At 44.8% G+C, this 25,146-nt stretch carries 19 protein-coding genes, 1 tRNA gene and 1 riboswitch; of the genes, 2 read left to right on the forward strand and 18 right to left on the reverse strand.

Translation table 11 applies throughout. From position 1 onward, the window contains the following. Nucleotides 1-83: 83 nt before the first annotated feature. The 7 genes from infB to xylB all read right to left on the reverse strand — a co-directional run bounded on the left by infB (nt 84) and on the right by xylB (nt 7,768). Nucleotides 84-2,987, reverse strand: coding sequence for a translation initiation factor IF-2 (infB, locus tag BMW61_RS09300; protein WP_091821238.1), 2,904 nt, complete (start codon nt 2,985-2,987; stop codon nt 84-86). Beyond that, nucleotides 2,974-3,315: a L7Ae/L30e/S12e/Gadd45 family ribosomal protein gene (locus tag BMW61_RS09305; RefSeq protein WP_022763102.1), complete on the reverse strand. Its 342-nt coding sequence runs from the start codon at nt 3,313-3,315 to the stop codon at nt 2,974-2,976. The genes infB and BMW61_RS09305 overlap by 14 nt, the downstream gene beginning before the upstream one ends. After that, nucleotides 3,308-3,574, reverse strand: a complete 267-nt coding sequence (rnpM, locus tag BMW61_RS09310) for an RNase P modulator RnpM (protein ID WP_022763101.1) — start codon at nt 3,572-3,574, stop codon at nt 3,308-3,310. The genes BMW61_RS09305 and rnpM overlap by 8 nt, the downstream gene beginning before the upstream one ends. A gap of 37 nt (nt 3,575-3,611) precedes the next feature. Then, nucleotides 3,612-4,811, reverse strand: a complete 1,200-nt coding sequence (gene nusA / locus BMW61_RS09315) for a transcription termination factor NusA (protein ID WP_091821241.1) — start codon at nt 4,809-4,811, stop codon at nt 3,612-3,614. A 50-nt stretch (nt 4,812-4,861) separates the two neighbouring features. Then, nucleotides 4,862-5,326, reverse strand: coding sequence for a ribosome maturation factor RimP (gene rimP, locus BMW61_RS09320; RefSeq protein WP_022763099.1), 465 nt, complete (start codon nt 5,324-5,326; stop codon nt 4,862-4,864). Between the two features lie 170 nt (nt 5,327-5,496). Continuing rightward, nucleotides 5,497-6,081, reverse strand: a complete 585-nt coding sequence (locus BMW61_RS09325) for a folate family ECF transporter S component (RefSeq protein WP_026498090.1) — start codon at nt 6,079-6,081, stop codon at nt 5,497-5,499. Between the two features lie 70 nt (nt 6,082-6,151). Next, nucleotides 6,152-6,245: riboswitch (THF riboswitch) on the reverse strand. 53 nt (nt 6,246-6,298) lie between these two features. After that, nucleotides 6,299-7,768: a xylulokinase gene (xylB, locus tag BMW61_RS09330; RefSeq protein ID WP_026498089.1), complete on the reverse strand. Its 1,470-nt coding sequence runs from the start codon at nt 7,766-7,768 to the stop codon at nt 6,299-6,301. Between the two features lie 280 nt (nt 7,769-8,048). Here xylB and BMW61_RS09335 point away from each other — a divergent pair. Next, nucleotides 8,049-8,120 (forward strand) — tRNA-Glu (locus BMW61_RS09335). A gap of 63 nt (nt 8,121-8,183) precedes the next feature. On the opposite strand, the gene BMW61_RS09340 is transcribed toward BMW61_RS09335, so the two are convergent. The 4 genes from BMW61_RS09340 to BMW61_RS09355 form a co-directional block, all read right to left on the reverse strand. Continuing rightward, nucleotides 8,184-8,873 carry an AlkZ-related protein gene (locus tag BMW61_RS09340; protein ID WP_026498088.1) on the reverse strand — a complete coding sequence of 230 codons (690 nt, stop codon included), beginning with the start codon at nt 8,871-8,873 and terminating at the stop codon, nt 8,184-8,186. Between the two features lie 20 nt (nt 8,874-8,893). Continuing rightward, entirely contained in the window at nt 8,894-9,658 is a 765-nt protein-coding gene (locus tag BMW61_RS09345) for an inositol monophosphatase family protein (protein WP_091821244.1), read from the reverse strand. A 13-nt stretch (nt 9,659-9,671) separates the two neighbouring features. Beyond that, nucleotides 9,672-11,159, reverse strand: coding sequence for a GGDEF domain-containing protein (locus tag BMW61_RS09350; protein WP_022763093.1), 1,488 nt, complete (start codon nt 11,157-11,159; stop codon nt 9,672-9,674). Between the two features lie 127 nt (nt 11,160-11,286). Continuing rightward, on the reverse strand, nt 11,287-12,945 hold the full coding sequence (locus tag BMW61_RS09355) for a beta-N-acetylhexosaminidase (RefSeq protein WP_091821247.1): 1,659 nt from the start codon (nt 12,943-12,945) through the stop codon (nt 11,287-11,289). Between the two features lie 726 nt (nt 12,946-13,671). On the opposite strand from BMW61_RS09355, the gene BMW61_RS09360 reads away from it, so the two are divergent. Next, nucleotides 13,672-14,553 carry an acyltransferase domain-containing protein gene (locus BMW61_RS09360; RefSeq protein ID WP_091821250.1) on the forward strand — a complete coding sequence of 294 codons (882 nt, stop codon included), beginning with the start codon at nt 13,672-13,674 and terminating at the stop codon, nt 14,551-14,553. 267 nt (nt 14,554-14,820) lie between these two features. On the opposite strand, the gene BMW61_RS09365 is transcribed toward BMW61_RS09360, so the two are convergent. The 7 genes from BMW61_RS09365 to frr form a co-directional block, all read right to left on the reverse strand. Beyond that, entirely contained in the window at nt 14,821-19,398 is a 4,578-nt protein-coding gene (locus BMW61_RS09365; protein WP_091821253.1) for a PolC-type DNA polymerase III, read from the reverse strand. A 21-nt stretch (nt 19,399-19,419) separates the two neighbouring features. Further along, nucleotides 19,420-20,478 carry a flavodoxin-dependent (E)-4-hydroxy-3-methylbut-2-enyl-diphosphate synthase gene (gene ispG, locus BMW61_RS09370; RefSeq protein ID WP_091821256.1) on the reverse strand — a complete coding sequence of 353 codons (1,059 nt, stop codon included), beginning with the start codon at nt 20,476-20,478 and terminating at the stop codon, nt 19,420-19,422. 10 nt (nt 20,479-20,488) lie between these two features. Further along, on the reverse strand, nt 20,489-21,544 hold the full coding sequence (gene rseP, locus BMW61_RS09375; RefSeq protein WP_091821259.1) for an RIP metalloprotease RseP: 1,056 nt from the start codon (nt 21,542-21,544) through the stop codon (nt 20,489-20,491). Beyond that, entirely contained in the window at nt 21,545-22,687 is a 1,143-nt protein-coding gene (dxr, locus tag BMW61_RS09380) for a 1-deoxy-D-xylulose-5-phosphate reductoisomerase (RefSeq protein ID WP_091821262.1), read from the reverse strand. 154 nt (nt 22,688-22,841) lie between these two features. After that, nucleotides 22,842-23,669, reverse strand: coding sequence for a phosphatidate cytidylyltransferase (locus BMW61_RS09385; protein ID WP_091821264.1), 828 nt, complete (start codon nt 23,667-23,669; stop codon nt 22,842-22,844). A gap of 19 nt (nt 23,670-23,688) precedes the next feature. After that, the gene (locus tag BMW61_RS09390) at nt 23,689-24,417 is read right to left on the reverse strand and encodes an isoprenyl transferase (protein WP_091821267.1); all 729 of its coding nucleotides are present in this window, start codon (nt 24,415-24,417) and stop codon (nt 23,689-23,691) included. Between the two features lie 165 nt (nt 24,418-24,582). After that, nucleotides 24,583-25,134, reverse strand: coding sequence for a ribosome recycling factor (gene frr, locus BMW61_RS09395; RefSeq protein WP_022763084.1), 552 nt, complete (start codon nt 25,132-25,134; stop codon nt 24,583-24,585). Nucleotides 25,135-25,146: the final 12 nt, after the last annotated feature.

Below are 25,146 nucleotides of genomic sequence, written 5' to 3' on the forward strand. Positions count from 1 at the left end.
TCCCCCGGACGAGTAGCAACCCCGGACGTCGAGCGCCCCCAAGGGGAAGGCTTTTATTTTTTGCGCCCCCAAGGGGAAGGCTGTTATTTCTTGTCTAACTTCTCACGAGGAATCTCGACCATGATGTATGCTTCTACGATATCGCCTACATTGATCTGGTCAAAGCCGTCAAATACCATACCACACTCGTAGCCGTCCTTAACTTCCTTGACATCATCCTTAAATCTCTTAAGAGTTGCAAGATCACCTTCGAAGATCTGCTCGCCATCTCTGGAGATGCGAACCTTGCAATCCTTCTGGACCATACCGTCAGTAACGATAGCACCGGCGATATTACCAACCTTGGAAGCCTTGAAGAGCTGACGGATCTCAGCGTGTCCGATAACCTTCTCCTCATATACGGGAGCAAGCATACCCTTCATAGCGTATTCAACATCCTCGATAGCCTGGTAGATAACCTTGTAAAGCTTGATCTCTACGCCTTCGTGCTCAGCTGTGCTCTTTGCAACCGCATCGGGACGAACGTCAAATCCGATGATGATCGCATTGGATGCAGCGGCAAGTGATACATCAGACTCAGTGATGGCACCAACACCGCCGTGGATAACCTTAACAACAACCTCGTCATTTGAAAGCTTAAGAAGACTTGCCTTAAGAGCTTCCACACTACCCTGAACGTCAGCCTTGATAATGATATCAAGCTCTTTTAACTTACCTTCCTCAATCTTGGAGTACAGATCATCGAGTGACATCTTAGCCTTAGTCTCCTCGATAAGATCCTTCTTCTGCTGCTGAAGATATGTATTAGCGTACTGTTTAGCTTCCTTGTCGCTCTGGTGTCCAAGGAATACCTCTCCTGCTCCCGGAACATCTGAAAGACCGAGAATCTCAACGGGCTGTGAAGGCTTAGCCTCTTTAAGTCTCTTACCCTTGTCATCTATCATCGCACGAACCTTACCGGAGCATGCACCTGCAGAAATGAAGTCTCCCACATGGAGTGTACCCTTCTGTACAAGTACGTTGGCAACGGGGCCGCGACCCTTATCAAGCTTAGCCTCAAGGACAAGACCTCTTGCCTCACGGTTTGCATTAGCCTTAAGCTCAAGGATGTCAGCAGTGATAAGGATTGTGTCAAGAAGCACATCCATACCCTCGCCGGTCTTAGCGGAAACGGGAACAAACTCTGTTGATCCGCCCCAATCTGTAGCAATAAGGCCGTACTCTGTCATCTCCTGCTTAACTCTGTCAACGTTAGCACTGGGCTTATCAATCTTGTTGACAGCAACAATTATCTCAACGCCTGCAGCCTTAGCATGGTTGATAGCCTCGATTGTCTGAGGCATAACACCGTCATCCGCTGCAACTACGAGAACTGCAATATCTGTAGAATTTGCACCACGCATACGCATAGCTGTGAAAGCTTCGTGTCCGGGTGTATCAAGGAAGGTGATCTTTCTATCCTGAACCTTGATCTGATAAGCACCGATACGCTGTGTGATACCACCGGCCTCTTTATCAGTAACGCTTGTGTCACGGATAGCATCAAGAAGTGATGTCTTACCATGATCGACGTGACCCATTACGCAGACAACCGGGGGTCTGGATGTAAGAAGGCTCTCGTCCTCCTCTTCCTCCTTAAGAAGTTCCTCGATAACGTCTACCTGAACTTCCTTCTCGCAGATGATATCATAATCGATCGCGATATTCTCAGCATCTTCGTATGAAAGCTCTGAGTTAACGGTAACGATCTGGCCTGCCATGAAAAGCTTCTTGATAATAGCTGAAGGCTGAAGCTTCATCTTATCGGCGAGTTCCTTGATCGTAAGCTTTTCAGGAATTGTGATAACCTTGATCTGCTCCTCAGGCTCCTCTACCTTTTTAACTTCAGGCTTAATGAAGCGACCAACCCTCTTACTTCTGGGCATCATCTCTTCATTCTCTTCATAAATATGATCTTTCTTAGATCTCTTATCCTTATCCTGGCCGGAGCGTCTCTTTCCTTCGCCCTTACCGCCTTCGTTCATGGGAGCTGCGTCAAATCCGCCTCTTCCCTGTCCTTTTGCAAAATCTTTTCCTTTGCCCTGCTGACGGTCGCCGGGTCTTCCCTGTGCGCCCTGTCCGGGTCTTGCTCCGCCCATATTCTGACGAGGAGCACCCTGAGCTGCACCTCTTCTGTCGTTCTGAGAGCCTCTTCGCTGCTGGCCGCCCTGATCTCTTCCTTCTCCTCTTCTGAGTTCTCCGCCTCTGTTCTCACGGTTCTCACGGTTATCGCGATTCTCACGGTTTACACGGTTCTCACGATTCTCAGTCTGAGGCTTCTGCTGTGCCTCTGCTGCCACAGGCTTTGCAGGTGTCTCTGCTGCCTGTACGGGCTTCTTAGCAGGTTCTGTTTTAGGTGTCTCTGCCTTAGCAGGCTTTGCTGCAGTCTCCTGATATTTAGGTATATCTGTGTTATAAGACTCAAGCTGTGACGGTGCTGTCAAAGGCTTAATCGGATGATATACATTCTGTGAACGGGCAAATGTACCCTGCTTCTGACCACCTCTGTTATTATCACGGTTCTGGTTTTTATTCTGGGTACCGCGATTCTGATTATTCTGGTTACCCTGGAAATTGCCGCTCTTTGAGTTATTGGGGTTGGTTACAAAAATGATATTTTTCTTCTTTTTAACCGCACCTTCACCTTCGGGCTTTTTCTTAAGGGGCTTCTGAGCCTTTTTATCATCGGACGAAGATGCAGCTTTTGACGCATCTTCTTTAGCAGGAGCCTGCTCTTTTACTTCCTTTGCAGGAGCCTCAGCCTTCTCCTTTTTAGCATCTGCCTTTCCGCTTCCGAAGTGTTTCCTTACCTTCTCCGCATCATCGTCTTCGACTGAACTTGTTGATCTCTTTGCAGCCTCAACACCCTGCTCCTGCAGGTATGCCACAAGCTCCTTACTTTCAACACCAAGTTCCGAAGCGAGTTCGGATATTTTAATTTTCGACATTCGCATTTCCTCCGTACAATTCATCTACGCGTAAGTTCTTCTGAAAGCTTTTTGCAAATCCCATGTCCGTGATCGCAATACTCGTTCGAACTTCTTTGCCGATCGCATGTCCTAACTTCTCTTTGTCCCCAAACATGAAAAACGGCACATCATAATAATCACATTTATCCCGGAATTTCTTGCCCGTATTATTTGAAGCATCGCTGCTCACAATGACCATACAGGCTTTCCCGCTCTTTATGGCATTCTCAACCGCAAACTCACCGCTTACAAGTTTTCCTGCCTTTTGACATAATCCGAGCAGAGAGTAAATTTTATTTTCATCCATTTACCTCAAGCTCCTTCTTTAACTGTTCCAGAGTTTCCTCCGGAATGCTGACCTTAAGTGATCTCTCAAGACCTTTTCTCTTGATGGCCTTCTCAAGACACCCGGCATCCCTGCATACATAAGCGCCTCTTCCATTCGCACGTCCGGTCGGATCCAAATGAATCTCTCCGTTCGTATCCCGGATAACGCGGATCAACATCGCTTTTTCCTTGCTTTCTCCGCAACCGACGCATTTTCGCATAGGTTTCTTTTTTTCCATAATTATCCTTTATATATAGTAACGAAGCATTCTGTAATTACTCTTCCTCGGAAGTCTCTTCTTCAGCATCAGCTGCAGCCTCTTCCTCGTACTCAGCCTCTTCATACTCTCCGTCCTCGGCGTACTCACCCTCTTCGTACTCATCGTACTCTTCCTCATCATCCATGTAATCCTCAATGCGGAATCCGGGAGCATCCTTAGCCTGAGTCTCACTCTTGATATCAATCTTATAACCTGTAAGACGTGCAGCAAGTCTTGCGTTCTGGCCTTCCTTACCGATTGCAAGTGAGAGCTGGTAATCAGGAACAACTACCTTTGCGCTCTTCTCATCGGGATCAGCGAAAACTGCAACAATCTTTGCAGGTGAAAGTGCATTCTGAATAAGGTTTCCGGGGTTCTCATCCCAGTTAACGATATCGATTTTCTCACCGTTGAGCTCATCAACGATAAGGTTAACTCTGCTTCCGTTCACGCCAACGCAGGCACCAACCGCATCAACGTTGGGGTTATTGGAATAAACCGCAATCTTTGTACGATTGCCGGCTTCTCTGGCAATACTCTTAATCTCAACTGTTCCATCCTGAATCTCAGCAACTTCCTGCTCGAAGAGTCTCTTAACGAGATCGGGATGTGTACGGGATACAAGAATTCTGGGACCCTTGTTACCATTTCTTACTTCAAGAATGTAAACCTTGATACGCTCTGTGGGACGATAGTGCTCAGTCTTAACCTGCTCGTTCTCATTGAGCATAGCGTCAGCCTTACCAAGGTTGATGCTGATATTTTTACCGATGAATCTCTGAACTACACCTGTAACGATGTCATGCTCATGCTCATAATACTCGCTGTAGATTGCGTCCTTCTCCTCCTCGCGGATTTTCTGAAGGATTACGTTCTTCGCATTTTGTGTTGCGATACGTCCGAATTCCTTGGAATTAAGTGAAACCGCAACAATATCGCCGATCTGCGCCTTAGGATCGATCTTATGTGCATCATCAAGACAGATCTCAAGAAGGGGATCCATTACGTCGTCCTCGAGCTCAACAACTTCCTTGTCAGCGAAGCATCTGAAATCGCAGGTATCGCGATCAACTTCAACACGGATGTTCTCAGCTCTGCCAAAGTTATTCTTGCAGGCAGTGATGAGTGAGTTCTCGATAGCATCAAACAGAGAATCTCTGCTTATGTTCTTCTCCTTCTCAAGCAAATCGAGTGCGTCCATCAATTCTTTACTCATAGTTTTTTTCTCCTTGATCTATGAAAGTTTGTGAATATACATATTTAATGTTAAAAGTCCAGCGTAAGCTTAACGCTTGAAACTTCTTTTCTAATGAATGTTTTGTCTCCGGTGGGAGTTTCGATTGTGATTGTATCTGAATCGTAGCTCTTTAAATTTCCGGTGAATTCCTTGGTGCCGTCCTGAGCCTTGTAAAGCTTGACGTCAACCTCCTGGCCTAAGCTGTTCTCAAAATGTCTGTCCTTTTTAAGTGCTCTGCCAAGTCCCGGGCTGCTGACTTCAAGGATGTACTCTTCGTCGATGAAGTCGTGTTCATCAAGAGCATCGGAGAGCTCGTGGCTGACATCCACGCATTTGTTAATATCAACTCCGCCATCTCTGTCAATGTAAGCTCGCAGGTACCACTGTCCCGCTTCCTTAACAAATTCGACGTCGTAGATTCGAACTTCGTTCTTCTCAGCTATCGGCTTAAGAAGAGCTTCTGTCTTGTTCTCTATTTCTTCTCTTCTGGACATAGGATATTCCTCTTACGCAAGCGTGCATAAATTTCTTTACAAATGCACTTGCATAGAAAAAGTGGACTCTTGCAAGTCCACTTCTAGTCTGAATTATTATTAAGTTACAAGTGTAATGTAGCACCGCTACTGCTTTTTGTCAAGTAAAGATTGTGTAAAGCCCATATCCATCAAAGTCCCTGCATCATAGGCTTGATTGTTCTCTCTATAGCCTTGAGCATTGCATAAGTGATAAAAGTATCAATAGGGAGCATTATTGCATTGGATAATACTCTTCCCGGAAGCATCGCAATTATCGCCTGATCGTAGAGCATCTTGAGCCAGAGTGAATTGAGTCCGATATTTACGAAGACTTTGACAATAAGCTGAGCCACAAAGATTCTCGGAAGAGTTATGTTCTTTTTATAAAATGCGAAGCCATAGATGATTCCGCCAAGGGCCGCACTGATTGTAAAGCCCGGGAAGAAATCACCTGAGGGCTGTAAAAACCACTTGATGATATCAAGCGCCGCTCCGAAGATAGCACCTACCGCAGGTCCGAAGAGATAGTCTACAACCTGATTCGGGAGTCCCGAGAAACCGATTCTGATAAACTGACCGATTCTGATGGTGGCTACATAGCCGAGGATAATCGCTACAGCAGCCATCATTCCACAAAACACTACGTTTCGTAGGCTCTTGAACTCATTCAGGGATCTGAGCCATCTGTTTACACTGATCTCATTTGCTTCATTAACTGTTACATTTTTCTGCATAAAAACACCTCCTAATGCATTCCACAGTATGCACAAGGAGGTGTCTGAAATTACAACACATTCGATATGCTACAGTGGGAACCGAATCCGACACCGCGGTTGCCCTTCGTCCTTCTGGCAGTCCCTGTCCAGATGGCACTTAACGCACCGGATTCTACTCTGCTTGTTTTTGTTTACGAGACTAATTATACCAATAAACCTCGTCCCGTCAATACGTTCAGATAATCTTATCAAAAGTGTCAGCGAGTGCAGGATAAATGTTCTTGAACTGCTGATATCTTGCCTCATACTTCTCTACAAGAGCGGGATCGGGCTTCTCGGTCTTATCAACCTTAACGATAGCAGCCGCAGCATCCTCAACACTTGCGTAAGCACCGCATGCAACCATGGCAAGCATAGCGCCGCCCATGCCGGGTCCCTCTTCACAAACAGGAACATCTACTTCTATATTAAGAATGTTCGCAATCATTTTTCTCCAGAGAGGACTCTTAGCACCACCGCCGCAGATCATAGTTCTCTCGGGCTTAACGCCGATGCTCTTGGCAACTTCGTACATATCTCTTGTAGCAAAAGCAACGCCCTCGAGCACTGCCTGAGTCATATCCTCTCTTGTGGTATCCATTGTAATGCCTGTAAAGGTAGCGCGGGCATTCGGATTATTCCAGGGAGATCTCTCACCCATAAGGTAAGGAAGGAAGAATACGTGGTTCTCGCCAAGCTTCTCAATACCCTTCTGCTCTGCTGCATAATCCTTGGTCTTAAGAATCTCATCATTCCACCACTTGTTGCAGCTTGCTGCGCTGAGCATGCAGCCCATGAGATGGAAGTGTCCGTCCGCATGGTCGAAGGAATGAAGCGCATTATTGCTATCCACTGCGAAGTTGTTGGAGGACATGAAAATTGTTCCGCTGGTACCAAGTGAAATGTTGCACTTGTTGTTACCTACTGTACCTGTTCCAACAGCAGCTGCTGCGTTGTCGCCTGCGCCTGCTGCCACAACTACGCCGCTCTTAAGTCCAAGCTCGGAAGAAAGCTCTGCTGTGAGCTCGCCAACCTTCTCATAACTCTCATAGAGCCCCGGAAGCATATCTGTAGTGATGTCGCAAAGCTTGCACATCTCTTCAGACCACTTGCGGTTCTTAACGTCAAGAAGGAGCATTCCTGATGCATCAGAGTAATCTGTGCAGAAAGTTCCTGTGAATTTATATGCAAGATAATCCTTGGGAAGCATTATCTTCTTAATCTTCTTGAAGTTCTCAGGCTCGTTCTCCTTGATCCAGAGAATCTTTGGAGCAGTGAATCCAGCGAAAGCAATATTTGCTGTGTACTCGGAAAGCTTATCCTTACCGATCTCGTTATTAAGGTAATCTACCTGTTTCTGAGTTCTGCCGTCATTCCAAAGGATTGCGGGACGGATAACGTTATCATTCTCATCAAGAATAACAAGTCCGTGCATCTGTCCGCCAAAGCTGATGCCGGCAACCTGTGACTTATCAACATCCTTAAGAAGCTCCTTAAGTCCCTCTACTGCCTGTGTGTACCAATCCTCAGGCTTCTGCTCTGACCAACCGGGCTGCGGGAAATATAAAGGATACTCCCTTGTGGCTGTGCCGTGAATCTTACCTGTCTCATCCATGAGTACAAGCTTAACCGATGATGTTCCAAGATCTACACCTATGTAAAGCATATGTAACCTCCCAATTTCTTTTGTGTCTTTTTTTACTTTTTTCATGCCATATGTCCCGGTGAAAAATCATCCCCAACGACACTATCGCACAATGATAATTATAATGTTTTTTGTCTATCTTGGCATTACACTTTTTGCTTTTTAATTCCTAATTGTTGCAATAACATTTTTTGCCTTTTGAAATTTTTTTTAATTTTTTTCAAAAAAGTACTTGCATTATTTTGGAAGTTGTAATAATATAATCAAGTCGCCAAACGAAAGGCGACAACAAAAACAATATGGCTCGTTGGTCAAGCGGCTAAGACGCTGCCCTCTCACGGCAGAATCAGCGGTTCGATTCCGCTACGAGCTACTGACTGTGTAAACAGCCCAACCCTATCGTCCAAACTACCAAGTAGTTTGGATTTTTTATTGTCTATTTTAATATTTTCCGTATACTGGCTTCATCTGCCTCTGGGAGGATTTTTGAAAACTGCCCGAGAATCTTTTCGTAGGATTCCTCGGGTGTTCTTTTGTAGACTTTGTCTCTGAACTTTTTGCCGAAAAATTTCTCGGGAGTTGAATACTCTGCTATTCCCCAGCCGTACTGATTGCCAAACTTGTCTGTCGCGTACTTGAAGTCACTGGTAATTATATAGCACTGCTTCTGAAGTCTTGTGATCATGGTATCATAGCCCTTCTTGCCACCCTTACCGTAATCGCCGAGCTTCTTCAGCGGTTTTGAGAGAATCGGTGCATTGGCATCTATCAGCTCGAACAGTTCCTTGTCGTGGTATGATGCAAGTCCGTCATCATATCTGGCATCGAAATCATAGCCGTCTCTGCGAAAATTAGCAAAATCCGGAAACCACTTGGAGCTGATATACATAGCCTTGCCTTTAAGGAATTTCCCGTAGGCGCACTTCATCTTATTGATGACGGGACCCTTCCACTCCCAGGCATCCCAGAAGCTGTCACTTCCGCCGTACCAACATTTCGGATCAATGTGCTCCTCAATTGAAAAGCCCTCTATCTCATTTTCGAAAAACGGAACAAAACCCATTTCATCGATGATGGCCATAAGATCATCCATTGAGCTTATTACGAAGTCATCTGAAAATGTCATACTTCCTCCCTTTTGCTTTTTTATAAAAAGCACTCAGGAATCTCCTTGATTCCTCTCGCCCTGCAAAGTGCAGAGGTGGGGCCCCTGAATTCGAGCGGTTTTCCATCAATATCCGTAATCGTGCAACCGGCTTCCTGTGCGATAAGCGCAGCCGCAGCATAGTCCCAAAGCTGCACTCTCATCTCGAAATATAAAGCGCATCTGCCAAGAGCAACGCAGCACATATCCCACGCCGCGGTTCCGGATCTTCGAAGATCTACGCAAAGAGGCAGAATCTTCTTTGCTATCTCGAAGGTTCTCTCCTGAAGCCCCGCGTAGTAAGGCGCTGTGCCAAATACCACCAGAGAATCTGAAAGCGGCGCCTCTGTGGACATTATTCTTTCGCCGTTCATGTAAGCGCCCTGTCCCGCCTGTGCTGAAAACATCATGTCATCAAACGGGTTATAGATTACTGCCATATGCGGTTTTCCATCCTTCAAAAGGCCTATAGAAACCACTGACGGTCTGTATTCATAGATAAAATTGGAGGTTCCGTCTATCGGATCGAGCACAAAACAGTAGCCCTTTTCCATTTTTGATGAGAACACGTCCTGACCGTCTTCCTCACCCAGAAATTGTGCTTCGGGAAGAACTTCCTGCAACTTCTCTATAAGAAACGCCTGGATTTTTTCATCCGTCTCTGTGCAAAAATTGGCATGCCCGGCCTTTTCCATTATTTTGGGACGCTCGGCCTTTTTCATTATGTCTCCGGCCCTACGTGCAATATTTTTTATTTTTTCAATCATTGTTACATTCCTTTCAAAACCGACTCCTCGCTCGATTTAAAACCTCCGAGACGTCTTTGGAATTTTCATTATATACGGCCATCCCGATAGAAGCCTCATATCTGTGCCAGGGATTATTATCGCTGCTATCAGTCGATCTCTTGAATGCGTCCGAAAGATCAGCCATCAGTTCACCGCGCGCATAGTAATCGCTGCCCGTTATGACAACAACAAATTCTGTCGGCTTAATTCTGTAAACCTGGGAGTTGATATAAACTCCGCAAATTAACTTGCATGAACCTAAGATATACTCATCGCCCTTATCCTGTCCATGCTTTTTATTAATCTCATCCACATTTTTAAGGCTGATCAAAACTATTCCGAAATTGGCTGCTCCGTGCTGTATATCCAGATTCAAAGATTCCTCTGTCTTTTCAAAAGCGACTTTGTTCTTAACACGAGTGAGCGGATCCTGAATCTCCAAAATAGGATTTTCCACTGAATACCTTGAAGTTATTACTCTGTTTTTTCCACTGTGTTTTCCAAGATACAGTTTCTCGTCGGCATCATGAATTATATCATGTACTCTTTTCCCTTCTGAAGCTGATACCCCGAAAGTCATCGTAACTTTAAACGGCACTCCCTCGTAATCAAAATCCTGCTTTTCAATCTCTTTCCTGATTTTCTCCAAAAACTCATAGGCATTGGGTATTTCGGATGTTTTCGCGACAAACAGGAATTCCTCTCCGCCCCATCTGCAGCACAGCGCTCCTCTGTCGGACAATATTTCGCCAACAGTTTTCAGAACATAGTCTCCGCAGTTGTGTCCATAGGTATCATTAACCTTCTTAAAATCGTCTATGTCGGAAATCGCTATCCAATAATCCTCTTTTCCATTTTGAAGCGTATCAAGGTGATTAGTCAGATAATATCTGTTGGGAAGGCCTGTGAGCTTATCATGAGAAAGCTGATATTCGAGCTGTTCCTCCGATTTATTGGCTATTATAACGAGGAACTGTAACACGAACAGATTGATTACAAAAACGATAACGCCCCATAGTATCGAAAGCCAGAATTCCGCCTTCTCAGGGAGGGCATACGGCGCGGGATTAAAGTGTAGATACACATATACGGAGAGATAAAAGATCATGCCAAGTATGCACATCGGCATCATACGTATGTATTTCAGTTTCAGAGTTCTCCCCGTGTATTCAGCAAAAAATGCCAGAACATTCATGCCTATAAGAGTGATCTGAAAACCACTGCCCCACCCGGTGAGCAGCGCCGCAAGCACCATGTGAGCCGCAACTTCCAGGTAAACAGCGACCGCATAGAGTTGCAGCCACTCTTTATAAACAACGAAAAGCATAAAAATATAAAAGACAATGCTGAACACGTTAAACTTCGCCATTGGCGTAACGCCGCACTGAATAAAAATACTGATCATAAGTACATGAATCAGCAAAAAGCAGATTGCCATTCCCCAAGCCGTCAGCTTGGCCCTTTTCATGTTCATGAACATAATGCTTCATTGCCCCCTAAATCACGTTGATGCTTTTAGTGAACATAGTTATTCATTATCAAAATTCCGTAATATAAGTATACTATCGTGCAAACAAAATGCTCAAATTAAAGTTTTATGAAAACAATCACCATGAAAGTCTACTTGTGGTTACAAGTTTCTGATAACTGCTAAATTCAGCCTCGTTTGCTGAGGCTCCTTCGAGAATGTAGCCAACAGGCAGAGTTTCTGTTTCGAGTTCCTGAATTTTGTCCAGTCTTCCGCCAAGGTAGTCATCCAGGTATAGTGCTATGTCCGCCAGGCGTTGTTTTAATCCCCCGATGCGGACCGTCTGCACTTCGAAGCCGTAAGATTTGTTTTCATAGAGCCACTGCTTTCTGAAGGCTTCATAGAAAGCATCGAGGAGATTGATTATTTGCGGGATTTCTTTTGCTATGACTTTTAACGTTTGTGTGTTGTTTGCCTGGTAGGCCTTTCTAAGTCTGCATCCAAAGTCTGCTTTATGTGCTAATACCAAGCAGAGCTTTCCCATTGAATCAAAAATATGGTCAAAGCGACGCTCACCTTTTCGGGTTACATCGAAAAGTTTCTGGGCAGTTTTTTCATAGTAAGAAGAGATGCCGTCCGGAACAAGGCTGTCAAAGGAGCCAAGCAACGGATCGTTAAAAAGCAGTATCTTGGAGAGGTTGTTTTTCTTTTTACCTTCGCAGTTTGGATTAACAAGGTCAAGGAGCATGAATTCTTCAAGCGTGTAACCGGTGATGGCTGTAAATGTTTGCACTTTGTCTTCCTTGGAACCGGAATTGTTGTCAGTAGGTAGTTTTCCGCCAAGTCTTGGAGCTTCATAGAGCACAGGCAGTACCGCAAAAATACTGCACTCCGTGCCGTCATCTCCCCAGGCAGTCATGGCTACGGAATCGATATCTTTTGAAAGACAGGCTTTTATTGCCGCCTTTGTAATAAGAAGACTGTAGGAATTGTAAGGCGCAAAGCCCATCCATCTCCAGGCACCGCCTGCAAATGAGGTATTCGAGGTGAGAGCCTTATGCTGGTCCAGGATCATCTCATAGTGCTTTTCATCTGTGCTGTAATAATCCCAATAGACAAGCTCAAGTCCGTCAGGAATTTTAATTTTGGACAGATTTTCAGATAGTTCCTTGGCAGCTTCGCTGTTTTCCGTTCCATATGCTCCAGCTGTAAGAAGTCTGAAAAACATGTCGCTCCACATCTGGGGTTGCAAGCCGTACTTTTTGCATATTTTCACAACTAGCTCAAGGTGTTCAAGGATGATATCAACCCTGTTCCGATAGCCGTGAAGTTCAAGATATTTTCCAAGTCCCACCATGTGAGCTTCATCCATCCCGATATTCACTTTTCGTGTAGAGTAAGTCTCGGAGACGGTTTTAAAGATATTGTCGATTAGTTGTTCCGTGCGCGGATTCCCAACAAGCAAGATGTCATTAACATCTATGCATTCGCTGTATTCCGTGTATCCGGTAATCTGGTTGATGTGTGCAAGCGTCTGTATGTAAGGTCGAAGCTCCATGCCAAGGCTATGCGCATAGGTATCGGCTTCCTGTATTTCTTCTCTCGTATAGCGCCCTCTTTGATGTCCAAAGTATGGCTCACCTGTCACCTCGATGGTGTCCTCGGTATAGAGCCCTATGTAGTCATAGCCAAATTCATGACATATTTTTATGAGTTCCTTTAATGCCGGTATGTTCATGACTGCATTTCTCGAGCAATCTACCATAACACCCAGTTCTCGAAGTTTTGTGATACTCATGGAGGCTCCTTTCTTTCATGGTTAATCTATATTTTTCTTGATGTGAGTTTTTTAGCGATAATGTTTTTCTTGATGTATGTCGGTTATTACCAAGAAAAGAATTGATTTGCAATTTTCTTGGTACTCTTTTTGATGGTTGCTACCAAGATTTCCTTTAATTTTTGTTTATCTTGGTATACTTTTGTATGACCTTTACCCAGATATATGTTGTTTTCTTTTTTTCTTGGCTGTAACTTGTTTGATTTGTACCCATATATTTGTTATTTAGTGTTTTTCTTGGTAATGACTTGCTGATTTTTTACCAAGATATTTGCCATTTGGTCTTTTTCTTGGTAGCAATTGCTACTTCTTATACCATGATAAATGTGAAGCTACAATTATATTGGTAAACAACAAAAAGTCTTGTACCCAGATATTCTATGTTTTCCCATTATCTTGGTATTTCGGAGCATAATAAGCGCAACCCCCGGCAAATAATCTTCCATAAATCATCTTCTTGAAGTATTATTCAACACGAATCTGATTCAGTAAGTCATTTGACTATATCTACTTCGTAGATTAATTTAGTTATATAGATATATTATCATGATGTGATTGTTTTGAAATATAGTTTATAAAAAGTCGTTATTATGAAATAGCCAAGTCCGGTATATCAATTCAGCCATTAGCTTATAAAGGAAATTTGGGGATAGAATAAAAAAATCCATAGAATGGAGACTAAAAATATTGGAAACAAGAACAAGCCCAATACAAAATGAAGAATCCTCATTACTGTCACTTCTTCAAAAAATCAGCATGCCTGATGAAGTCTTGGATGCTGTCATTTTATGTGCAAAAACAGGTGAGGAAACGCTTCCAGGAGTAAAGAGTCTTACCGAACATCTTCTGATATCTGTAAGAAGCAGAGAAAACGATGCATGGAGGCTTTTTCCCGAAGAGATATTCCTAGCGACGATGGGGTGTTTTTCAAGATTTGTAAATGAGTATCATACTTCCTATGAAAGCTACGGCTATGACAGAGCCTTCTGGACCACAAGGCAGGCGGAAGCAAAGCTTTTCAGAATTGGTGAGCTGGAATATGAACTGGTAGAAGATAGTAGTTCTCTCAGTATGCACATTCCGTCGGATGCTCGACTTGAAGCTGAGCTGTTGAACAGTTCTGTTACTGATGCAAAAGAGTTCTTCTGGAAGTATTTTCCGGAAGTAGATTCAGATACAATTCTGCTTGATAGTTGGCTTTTGTCTCCTGCTTTGAAGGAGTTGTTGTCTCCTGATTCGCGTATCATACGATTCCAGAATGCATTTGATATTGATGAAGTTGATCCTGAGCCCATGGATTTCCTAGAGTGGGTATATCAGCTGGCGGGCGGACAGATAGAGAGTCTTACTAATCAAGATAAGTTTGAGAGGAAAATAGCAGACGGGCAGCTTGAACAGCAAGGATCAAATGAGCAGCTCAGGCATCAGATATTAAATAATAGTACTGAATCTCTATGGCTAAAATCTCTCCCAGAAAACACTACTCTTCAAAGAAACATGAAGAAATATCTGATGGATGGCGGTAAAGTGGGATGTGCAAAAGGAAGCTTGAAACGAATATTTTTATAATACTTGATCTTATAACATCTTGCTCTTTGGATTTCTTTCTCTTATGCTTCTTGGTTATTAGGTTTTACCGCTTTGTTTTAACTGTTTTGTTGCTTTGTTTGTAATTTGGCTTTTTTATTATTATACCGCATATTTTTTATCTTCTTTTAGTTTTTGGTAAATCCATTTTCATAATTTTATAAAAATAGGTTTATGCTTTTATCATCATACCGTAAATAGTTACTCGTATTTTGATATAGCATAAACCTATTTCATTTATTCTCTCAATCAACCTCCCATCATGAAGTCAAAGATACTGATTTGGTTGGACTCGGGAATATCTCCGAGAAGTCCCATTTCAGCCATTTTGTCGACAACTGCCTGAGGGCACTTGGTGCGCTGTTTAAAGTCGTCCTTTGAAATGAAGGGACCGTCCTTAACTGCTTCTACGATCTGGTCGGCAGCTTTTTCACCAAGGCCGTCGATACTAAGAAGGCTGGGCATTATCTTGTCACCCCAGACTGTGAAAGATCTGGAGGCTGCCTTGAAGATATCGATAGGCATAACTTCGATGCCACGCTCGTACATCTCTTCCGCAAGTCTCATGGCTGCGAGCTCGTTCTGCTCGGCGTTAGTCATCTCATCGCCCTTGTTTCTGTATTCAGTCATCCACATGTGAAGAGTGCCTTCACCCTGGAACATGTGCTCATAGTTCAGCGCCTTAGCTCTTATCGAGAACCATGCCGCATAGAAGGCCTGAGGTACATAAACCTTGAAGTAAGCTATACGCCACGCCATCATAACATATGCTGCAGCGTGCGCCTTTGGGAACATGTACTTAATCTTCTCGCAGGACCAGATGTACCAATCCGGAACATCATGCTCCTTCATATCATTTTTCCAGGCTTCCCAGTTGCTCTCCTTACCCTTGGCAACTTTTCCCTTACGAACCGCCTCCATGATCTTGAAGGACTCAGACTTATCAAGTCCCTTCTGGATCAGGTAGATCATGATATCATCACGGCAGCAGATACAGGTATCGATTGTAGCCTTGCCTTCCTGAATAAGGGTCTGCGCATTTCCAAGCCATACGTCGGTTCCGTGTGACAGACCGGAAATACGAATAAGGTGAGACAGCGATGTCGGCTGCGCATCGATAACCATGTTCATAGCAAAATCGGTTCCAAACTCGGGAAGTCCGAGACATCCAAGCTTTGTCCCGCCTATCTGGTCAGGCGTGATGTTGAGCGACTTCGTACTCATGAAAAGTTCCATGACATTCTTATCATCAAGCGGCACCGTCTTGGGATCAAGTCCGGTACAATCCTGAAGGAATCTTATCATCGTCGGATCATCGTGTCCGAGAATATCAAGCTTTAGCAGGTTGTGGTCGATTGAGTGATAATCGTAGTGCGTCGTGATGGTCGCCGTCGTCATATCATTAGCGGGGTGCTGAACCGGTGTAAAGGAGTTAATATCCTCTCCCACGGGAAGTACTATGATACCGCCGGGATGCTGACCTGTTCCTCGTCTAATACCGATGCAGCCCTGAGTAATTCTGTCGATCTCACATCTTCTCTTGCCGACGCCGATACCGTCATAATACTTCTTAACAAAGCCATAGGCAGTCTTATCCGCAAGACCAGCAATTGTTCCGGCTCTGAAGGTCTGGCCGTAACCGAAAATAACCTCGGTATACTTATGCGCCTTAGACTGATATTCTCCGGAAAAGTTCAAGTCGATATCGGGCTCCTTATCTCCTTTGAATCCAAGGAAGGTTTCAAAAGGAATGTCGAAACCGTCCTTATCCATCATATGACCGCACTTTGGACAGCGCTTATCAGGCATGTCACAGCCTGAATTACCGCCGTATTTCAATACTTCTTCAGAATCAAAATCGCTGTATTTGCACTTCGGGCACACATAGTGCGGTGAGAGGGAATTAACCTCGGTAATTCCCGATGCAAACGCAACGAAAGAAGATCCTACGGAACCTCTGGAACCAACCAGATACCCGTCCTCCACGGACTTCCAAACCAGCTTCTGCGCAATAATATACATAACCGCGAAGCCGTTCTTTATGATTGAATTCAGTTCTCTCTCAAGTCTCTCCTCAACTATCTCAGGGAGATTTTCACCGTATATTTCGTGAGCCTTGTCATAACAGATTCTGGTAAGAATACCGTCAGAATCCTCGATGACAGGCGGACACTTGTCGGGGCGGACAGGGGAAATACTGTCGCATCTCTTCACAATGTCCCGGGTGTTTTCTATTACAACCTCTCTGGCCTTGGCAGCTCCCAGATAATCAAACTCCGCCATCATCTCAGCAGTCGTGCGCACGAAAAGCGGAGCCGGTTCCTCGTCTGCCATTCCTTTTCCCGCCATTATGACGGTTCTGTAAATCTCATCATCGGGATTAAGGAAATGTGCATCACAGGTTGCTACAACCGGTTTGTTGTACTGCTCGCCGAGCTTAACGATTTTCTTATTTATTTCACGAATATCATCATCCGAGTTTATATCCTCATAGCGTTCTGAGTCCACCATGAAATGGTTGTTGGCAACCGGCTGGATTTCCAGATAATCATAGAAGTCTACAATTTTTGCTATCTCATCCTCAGCGCGCCCCTCGACAACAGCGCCGTAGAGCTCTCCCGCACAGCAGGCCGAACCGATAATAAGTCCCTCCCTGTGCTTGATCAATTCGCTCTTGGGAATTCTCGGGAATCTGGCAAAATAGTCGACGTGGGACTTACTTATAAGCGTATACAGGTTCACACGTCCCACCGTATTCTTGGCAAGAAGAATGATGTGGTGTGTCCTGAGGTGCTTTACAAGATCCGGTGTCGATGCTCCGAGGTCGTTGACCTTGGTGAGGTCGTCCGCGCCTTCATTCTGAATCATCGGTATGAACTTCTGGAAAATTTTGGCAGTACACTCAGCATCATCAACCGCTCTGTGATGGTGTTCATTGACAACACCCAGTGTCTTACAAAGTGCATCAAGGTTATGCTTTGCCTGGTTTGGATAAAACGCCCTCGAAAGTCCCATGGTATCAACAGTTGTGTAGTCAACGTCGATGCCAAGCTGCTTACAGTTTTCATTGATAAAGCTGATATCGAAGCTGACATTATGTCCCACAAGAATAGCGTCGCCGCAGAACTCCACGAACTTAGGGATAATCTCATCCCTTGTGGGACAGCCGATTACCATGTCATCGGTTATGCTGGTGAGCTTGGTGATTCTGAAGGGTATGGGTTCAAGAGGATCGATAAATTCCGAAAAACGATCCAGAATCTCTCCATCCTTCATCTTTACTGCGCCTATCTCAATTATCTTGTTGTTCACAGGCGAAAAGCCCGTTGTTTCTATATCGAATACTACAAAGGTGGAGCCCTCAAGCTTCTGCCCCTTGTTGTTAATTACTATCTCTTTTAAGTCGTCTACGAGGTAGCCCTCGACACCCTGGATTACCTTGAAAAAGTCCTGTCTGTCGGGATTCTTGTCACCCGCCTCCTTGCGTTTTGCTTTTTCCGCGCTCCAGAGATCCTCCCAGGCATGGTTCGCATCGGTAAGGCCCTGAACTACGCCGTGGTCTGTGATGGCAATTCCGGGCATGCCCCACTTGTAGGCCTGCTTGACGATGTCCTTTACCTCAGACACTCCGTCCATATCGGACATCTTGGTGTGACAGTGAAGCTCAACTCTTTTTACTTCCTCTTCATCAACGCGCTTTACGGTAAAGTCTGGTATCTTGCGGATTCCGGCAACGCTCTGAATTGATACCTCATGATCGAACTTATCAACCATGGCAATTCCGCGCACCTTAAGGAATGCACCGGGCTTAATATCCTTCTCAAGCTCAGGCACATTCTCCTGTTTTGCGAAAAGCTTAACAGTAATGGTGTCGGTAAAATCAGTCATTGCGAAAATGAGAATAGCCTTCTCATTACGGATGTCTCGTCTGTCATAGTTAATGATTTTTCCTCTGACAGTAACTTCACCCATCTCACCCACGATTTCTTCCATGGAGATGGTCTCTTCGTCGAAGTCTCTTCCGTAGATGACATTGGGATCGTCGGAGCGCTTGAATCCAGCGCCGGTGCCCTTTTTGAAAAACTTGCTGCCACCACCAAATTTACTGCCGCCAAATTTGCTGCCGGCTGATTGCTGGGAATTCTTTGAAGCATCTTTTCCTGCACTTTCTCCGGAAGCTGCTCCCTCTGCCTTTGCTTTCTTTGCAGCAGCTGCTTCTTCCTTTTCCTTGTGCTTCTGCTCGGATCTCTCCTCGGCCTCTTCAAGTCTCTTGGCAAGCTTTGAAGTTTCCTTGGAATAATCTATTTCCTTCTTTTTAGCAGTCGCCTTCTTATAGGTGATGCCCATTTTCACAGCAAAACCGCAGCGTTCATTCAGGATTTTTTCCAAAATGCGCTGTATATCTTCAGATTTTTTCTCAGCAATAACAGACTCCTCGAGAATCAGTTCCACTCGGTCTGATTCAGGAAACGAGAAGTCCGCGGATTTTAAAATCGTATATTCTATTGGATCATAGTTCTTGAATTCCAGCAGAATACTGTCCTTGTACATCTCCAGAAGATTCTGGGGTGTGTACTGTGCAGAGAGAAAGAACCTTTCATAAATCTTGACCTTCAGGTTGGTCTCCTTGAAAAGCTGATTTTTAATTTCCTTCTCTGCCTTTACAACATCCGCCTTTTCGATAAGACGGTTGCTGGATAAATAGATGCGTACGAGATCCTTTTTCTCGGTGGTGGATATTTTCTCAACCTGCACATCTGACAGTTCTTCTTTTGTGTGTTGGTCCAGTTTTAAGGTCTGGAAAACCTCCAAGAATGGTTTTCTCATACGTTGGTCTCTTTCGATATATTAATCGTTCCAATGAACAAGTTCATCGCGCAGGGCGCTGATGAGCTCAGCCTCCGGAACTTTTCTAATTACTTCGCCGCGTTTGATAAGAAGTCCCTCACCGATACCGCCGGCAACTCCGATATCTGCTTCCCTGGCTTCACCGGGGCCGTTTACTGCGCAGCCCATAACCGCAACCTTGATATCAAGCGGGAATTCCTGAACCATCTTCTCAACTTCATTGGCAAGTCCAATGAGGTCAATCTTGGTTCTTCCGCATGTGGGACAGGAAACCACTTCAATTCCGCCCTTTCTAAGGCCAAGTGTCTTAAGTATCATTTTGGCAGTGCGAATCTCCTCTGTAGGATCGCCTGAGAGGGATACGCGGATTGTATCGCCGATGCCCTCGTTAAGGATAATTCCAAGTCCGATAGAAGACTTGATATTTCCTCCGTAAAGAGTTCCTGCCTCTGTAATTCCTACATGAAGCGGATAATTTGTCTTTTCTGCGAGCTTTTTGTGTGCATCTACGCAAAGCATAACGTTGGAAGATTTGATGCTGATAACAAGGTTGTCATAGCCGAAGTCCTCGATAATTCCAACCTTATCAAGAGCACTCTCCACAAGGCCCTCTGCTGTTACGCCGCCGTATTTTTCCACAAGTTCCTTTTCAAGGGAACCGCTGTTAACACCGACTCTGATGGGGATGTTCCTCTCCTTCGCGGTTTTAACAACTGCTTCAATTCTATCCTTTGAACCGATATTTCCGGGATTTATTCTTATCTTATCTGCGCCATTCTCCATAGCTGCAATCGCCATTTTGTAATCAAAATGGATATCTGCCACCAGCGGAATATGTATGCGCTTCTTTATCTCTTTAATGGCATTTGCCGCTTCCTGATTCGGAACTGTGCTGCGAACGATGTCACAACCTGCCGCCTCAAGAGCAAGTATCTGCGCTACGGTTTTCTCCACATCCTCAGTGGGTGTGTTGGTCATGGACTGGATCATGATCGGATTGCCACCGCCGATTACCTTGTTACCGATGTGAACTACTTTCGTGTTATCTCGATATGTCATGAATGCCTCCTTACTTCATGAATTTAGATACGTCACTTATGACTACAACAAGCATGAAGGCCATAAGTACTACCATTCCGACGAGGTGAACCATGCCTTCCTTCTCTCTCGGAACGGGCTTTCCGCGAAGTACCTCGACGAACTGGAACACAAGTCTTCCACCGTCCAATGCGGGAAGCGGAAGGAGGTTCATCACTCCGAGGTTAACGGATAACAGTATCAAAAGTTCAAGCATTGTAAGTATAACTGAAGATAATCCATACGGGCTTACCGCTTCGTAGGTATCGTCAACAATTTTCACCATTCCGACAGGACCAGACACGTCACCAAGTGACAATCTTCCCTGTATCAAAAGTGCAAGACTTCTGTAAGTAGATTTAAAGTAATAAAGGACATCGTACCACGCATAGGCAAGAACCTTGGGTCCTGTAACCCTCTCATATTTTCCGAGGTAGATTCCCATAAAGTATCTGCCCTGCTCCTCATCATAGTGAGGAGTAAGATCTGTGTGATAGAGCTGTCCATCGCGCTCGTAATCGATCTGCATAACTCCGCCCTTACTGAACTGAGATATGAGTGTAACTTCGGAAGCAAGATGAATTCTTTCGCCGTCGACTTTTACAATGAGGTCTCCCTCCTGAAGTCCTGCCTCTGCAGCTGCGGAGTTCTCATCCGTGATACCTGATACCACCGGGAATGCCCAGGGTGAATTGGCAACTACAACTACCGCAAGAATAATTGCAGTGATGAAATTGAAGAAGGGACCTCCGAAGAGTACCGCGATTCTAGCCCATACATTAGCATTGGGGAAAGAACGCTCATCATAACCATGATCTTCTCCGTCTATATCATCCTCGCCTTCAAATCTGCAGGCTCCGCCGAAAGGGATAAGCCTTATGCTATATAATGTCTCACCTCTCTGCTTTTTAAAAATCGCAGGTCCCATTCCTATCATGAATTCCAAAACTCTTATGCCGTTTGCCTTGGCAATAAGGAAATGGCCCAGTTCATGGGTGGTGACAAGTATTCCGAAAATTACAAAAAAGATTATTAAACTAACAAGCATTTATTTATTCTCCAGATATTTGTAAGTGTCAGCCTCAGCCATGAGAATCTCCTCAAGATTAGGGTTCTCAATTTTTTGATGGTGAGACATCGCACTCGAAATCATCTCGTAAATATCAAGGAATTTAATCTCCCTGTTTACGAACTTCTTAACAGCCATCTCATTGGCCGCGTTGAATACTGTAGGCATACTTCCGCCTGCTCTGGCAGCATCATAAGCCAGTTTTAATCCAAGGAAAGTATCCGTATCGGGCTTCTCAAAAGTAATCTGAGAAAGCTCAAAGAAATCTAGCCTCTTTTCATCCATAGGCATTCTGTCGGGATAGAAAAGTGCATACTGAATAGGCAGCTTCATATCCGGAACGCCAAGCTGTGCCATTACAGCTCCGTCAACGAACTGTACCATTGAATGGATTATGCTCTGAGGCTGAATGATAACCTGTATCTGATCAAGTGATACATCAAAAAGCCATCTTGCTTCCATAACCTCAAGGCCCTTATTTACAAGGGATGCGGAATCGATTGTAACCTTTACGCCCATATCCCAGTTGGGATGCTTTAAAGCATCATCCACTGTCATGGTTGTAAGTTCTTCGCGCTTTTTCCCTCTGAAGGGACCGCCCGATGCCGTAAGAAGTATCTTCTCGAGTTTGCTTTTCGGCTCGCCGTTAAGTGATTGAAAAATCGCACTGTGCTCACTGTCAACGGGAAGGATCTTCACGTTCATTTTCTCCGCAAGAGGCATAATGATATGACCTGCGGTGACGAGCGTCTCTTTGTTGGCAAGCGCTATGTCCTTGCCGCTTTCAATTGCTGCCATAGTTGGACGTATGCCAATCATGCCGACAACAGCCGTAAGAACCGTATCTGCTTCCTCTACCTGTGATATTTCAACAAGTCCGTCCATACCGGATAATATCTTAACAGGCATATCGGATAGTCTTATCTTGAGGTCCTTTGCGGCATCCTCATCATACATTGCCACATACTTGGGTCTGAATTCCCTTACCTGCTGTTCAACCTTGTCAACGCTTCTGTTTGCAGCTATGCCGACAATTTTAAGACCGTCGGGATTGGCTCTTGCAACGTCAAGAGTCTGCGTTCCTATGGAACCGGTTGAACCGAGTAGTACAATTTTTCTCATAAATTTACCTCGTAATGATTTTCCCCTCATCCGGCGCTTCGCGCCACCTGTCTTCGCTCCGCTCCGGTCCGCGCAGAACCGACATCCCCCGGATGTCGTGCGCCCCAAAGGGGAAGGCTTTATTATTTCCTTCCCAAAGGGAAGGCTTATTCTTTTAACGTATAAATAATAGTGCCAGGAAATAGATGGCGGGAGTGATAAAAATCACACTGTCAAATCTGTCCATAATACCGCCGTGTCCCGGGATGAGTTTACCGTAGTCCTTGATATCATGCTCCCTTTTGATTCCGGAGGCGATCAAGTCTCCCACCTGAGACAGACAACCCGCCACAAATGTGATAATAGCAAAGCTGGTCATACAAATCTGCGCGGAAAGTGTTGTATCTGTATATTTAGAATAAACGTATCCGAAAATAACTCCTGCCACAACGCTTCCAAGCACGCCTCCCACAGCTCCCTCAATAGTCTTCTTGGGAGAAAGAAGCGGGCAAAGCTTATGCTTGCCGAAAGCACTGCCTGCAAAATAGGCACAGGTATCGCATATCCACGCAACAAACGGAATCCATGCAAGTAAGTGCCCCTCCGGCTTCGCCCTCAGCAGATAAATAAATGCGAGCATCACCGGTGCATATATAAACGAAAATACGGATCCGATCATCTGATTAGCTTTATATTTCGGATATGAAAAAACGAAAATAACAGCCTCTGCCACAAAAAGTGACATTATTACTACCACTAAAAAGAGCATATCTCCGCCCTTCAACAAAAGCAGTATGTAATAAAGAGTTACCGCAGCCATTCCGATTAACTCCGGAAGATTCATCTTTTCATCCGCAGCGCGAACCTTCAAAGCACCTGAAAGTTCATGGTATCCAACAAGTGATACAAAGAGCAAAACTCCTGCAGTCACATAACCGCCGCTCACAAGCGTCAATATAAGCAGAACTACCAGTACTGCTCCGCTTATTACTCTAGTCTTCATATATTTCCCCTTTTATGTTTTACTCTTCCGGCTCTGTTTTCAAACCGCCAAACTTACGGTTCCTGCCTGCATACGCATCCACCGCTTTCTGAAGCTCTGCTTCGTCAAAATCGGGCCATGCAATATCTGTGTAGTAAAACTCTGTATAAGCGCACTGCCATAATAAGAAATTACTGAGGCGCTGCTCTCCGCAGGTGCGGATAAGAAGATCGGGATCCGGGATATTCGAAGTATCCAGATGCTCCGATATCATCTGCTCTGTTATATCAGCCGCCGAAATTTTGCCATTGCTGCACTCCTGTGAAATTTCTCTGACAGCGCGTACAATTTCATCACGACTTCCGTAGTTAATTGCTATAGTAAAAGTGAGACCGGTGTTACCTGCTGTTGCGGTCTCGAGCTCATTGATTGCATCCTGAATGTCGGCTGAGAGCTTGCTGCGCTCGCCGATAACCTGACAACGTACGTTGTTCTTCATTGACTTCTTGATACTGCTCTTAAGATACTGTCTGAGTATCATCATCAGGGCTGTAACTTCAGTCTCGGGTCTGTTCCAGTTTTCTGTAGAGAAAGCATACACTGTCAAATATTTAATGCCCATATCTCTTGCAACAACAAGGATATCCTCTACAGCCTTAGCTCCCTGTTTGTGTCCGTAGTTTCGGGGAAGGCCCTTTGCTTTGGCCCATCGGCCGTTACCATCAAGTATTATAGCGACATGTTGTGGTATTTTTGTGTTTTCTTCCATATTTACCCTCATCCGCCCCTTCGGGGCACCTTCCCCCAAAGGGGGGAAGGCATTATTTTTTCTGCATTCATCCCCAGAAAGGAAGGCTCCTATAAATGTAAGTAGAGCCTGTGCTGTAACCCACAGGCTCTTTTTCTTATAATTTTGAATAAAGAGGTTCCGAAATCAGACTGTCATTACCTCTTTGCTCTTTTCTTCAACCGCTTCGTCAATCTTCTTAACGAACTTATCGGTCATCTTCTGAAGATCTTCTTCAAGTTCAGCAATCTCATCCTCTGAAACGTCGGTGCCCTTTAATTTCTTAAAGGAATCATTTCCGTCACGACGAATATTTCTTACTGCAACCTTAGCATCCTCACCTTTCTTCTTGATATCCTTAGCCAGCTGCTTTCTGCGCTCCTCAGTGAGCTCAGGGAAGATAAGACGGATAACAGCACCGTCATTGCTGGGTGTGATACCGATGTCGGATGCAAGTATAGCCTTCTCAATATCTTTGATAAGACTCTTATCCCAGGGTGCTATCTGAATCATGCGCGCCTCGGGAATGGAAACATTACCAACCTGCTGAATAGGTGTGGGTGTTCCGTAATAATCCACCTTGAGTTTATCAAGAACATGCGGATTAGCGCGTCCTGCACGAATAGAAGCAAGCTCCTGCGCAAGGAAATCAAAAGCCTTCGTCATTTTCTCTTCGTAGATTTTAACTTTTTCATTCATACACTTATCCTC

Origin of the sequence: Butyrivibrio sp. ob235 (assembly GCF_900109475.1) — a bacterium.
In the GTDB taxonomy this organism is placed as follows: Bacteria; Bacillota; Clostridia; order Lachnospirales; family Lachnospiraceae; genus Butyrivibrio.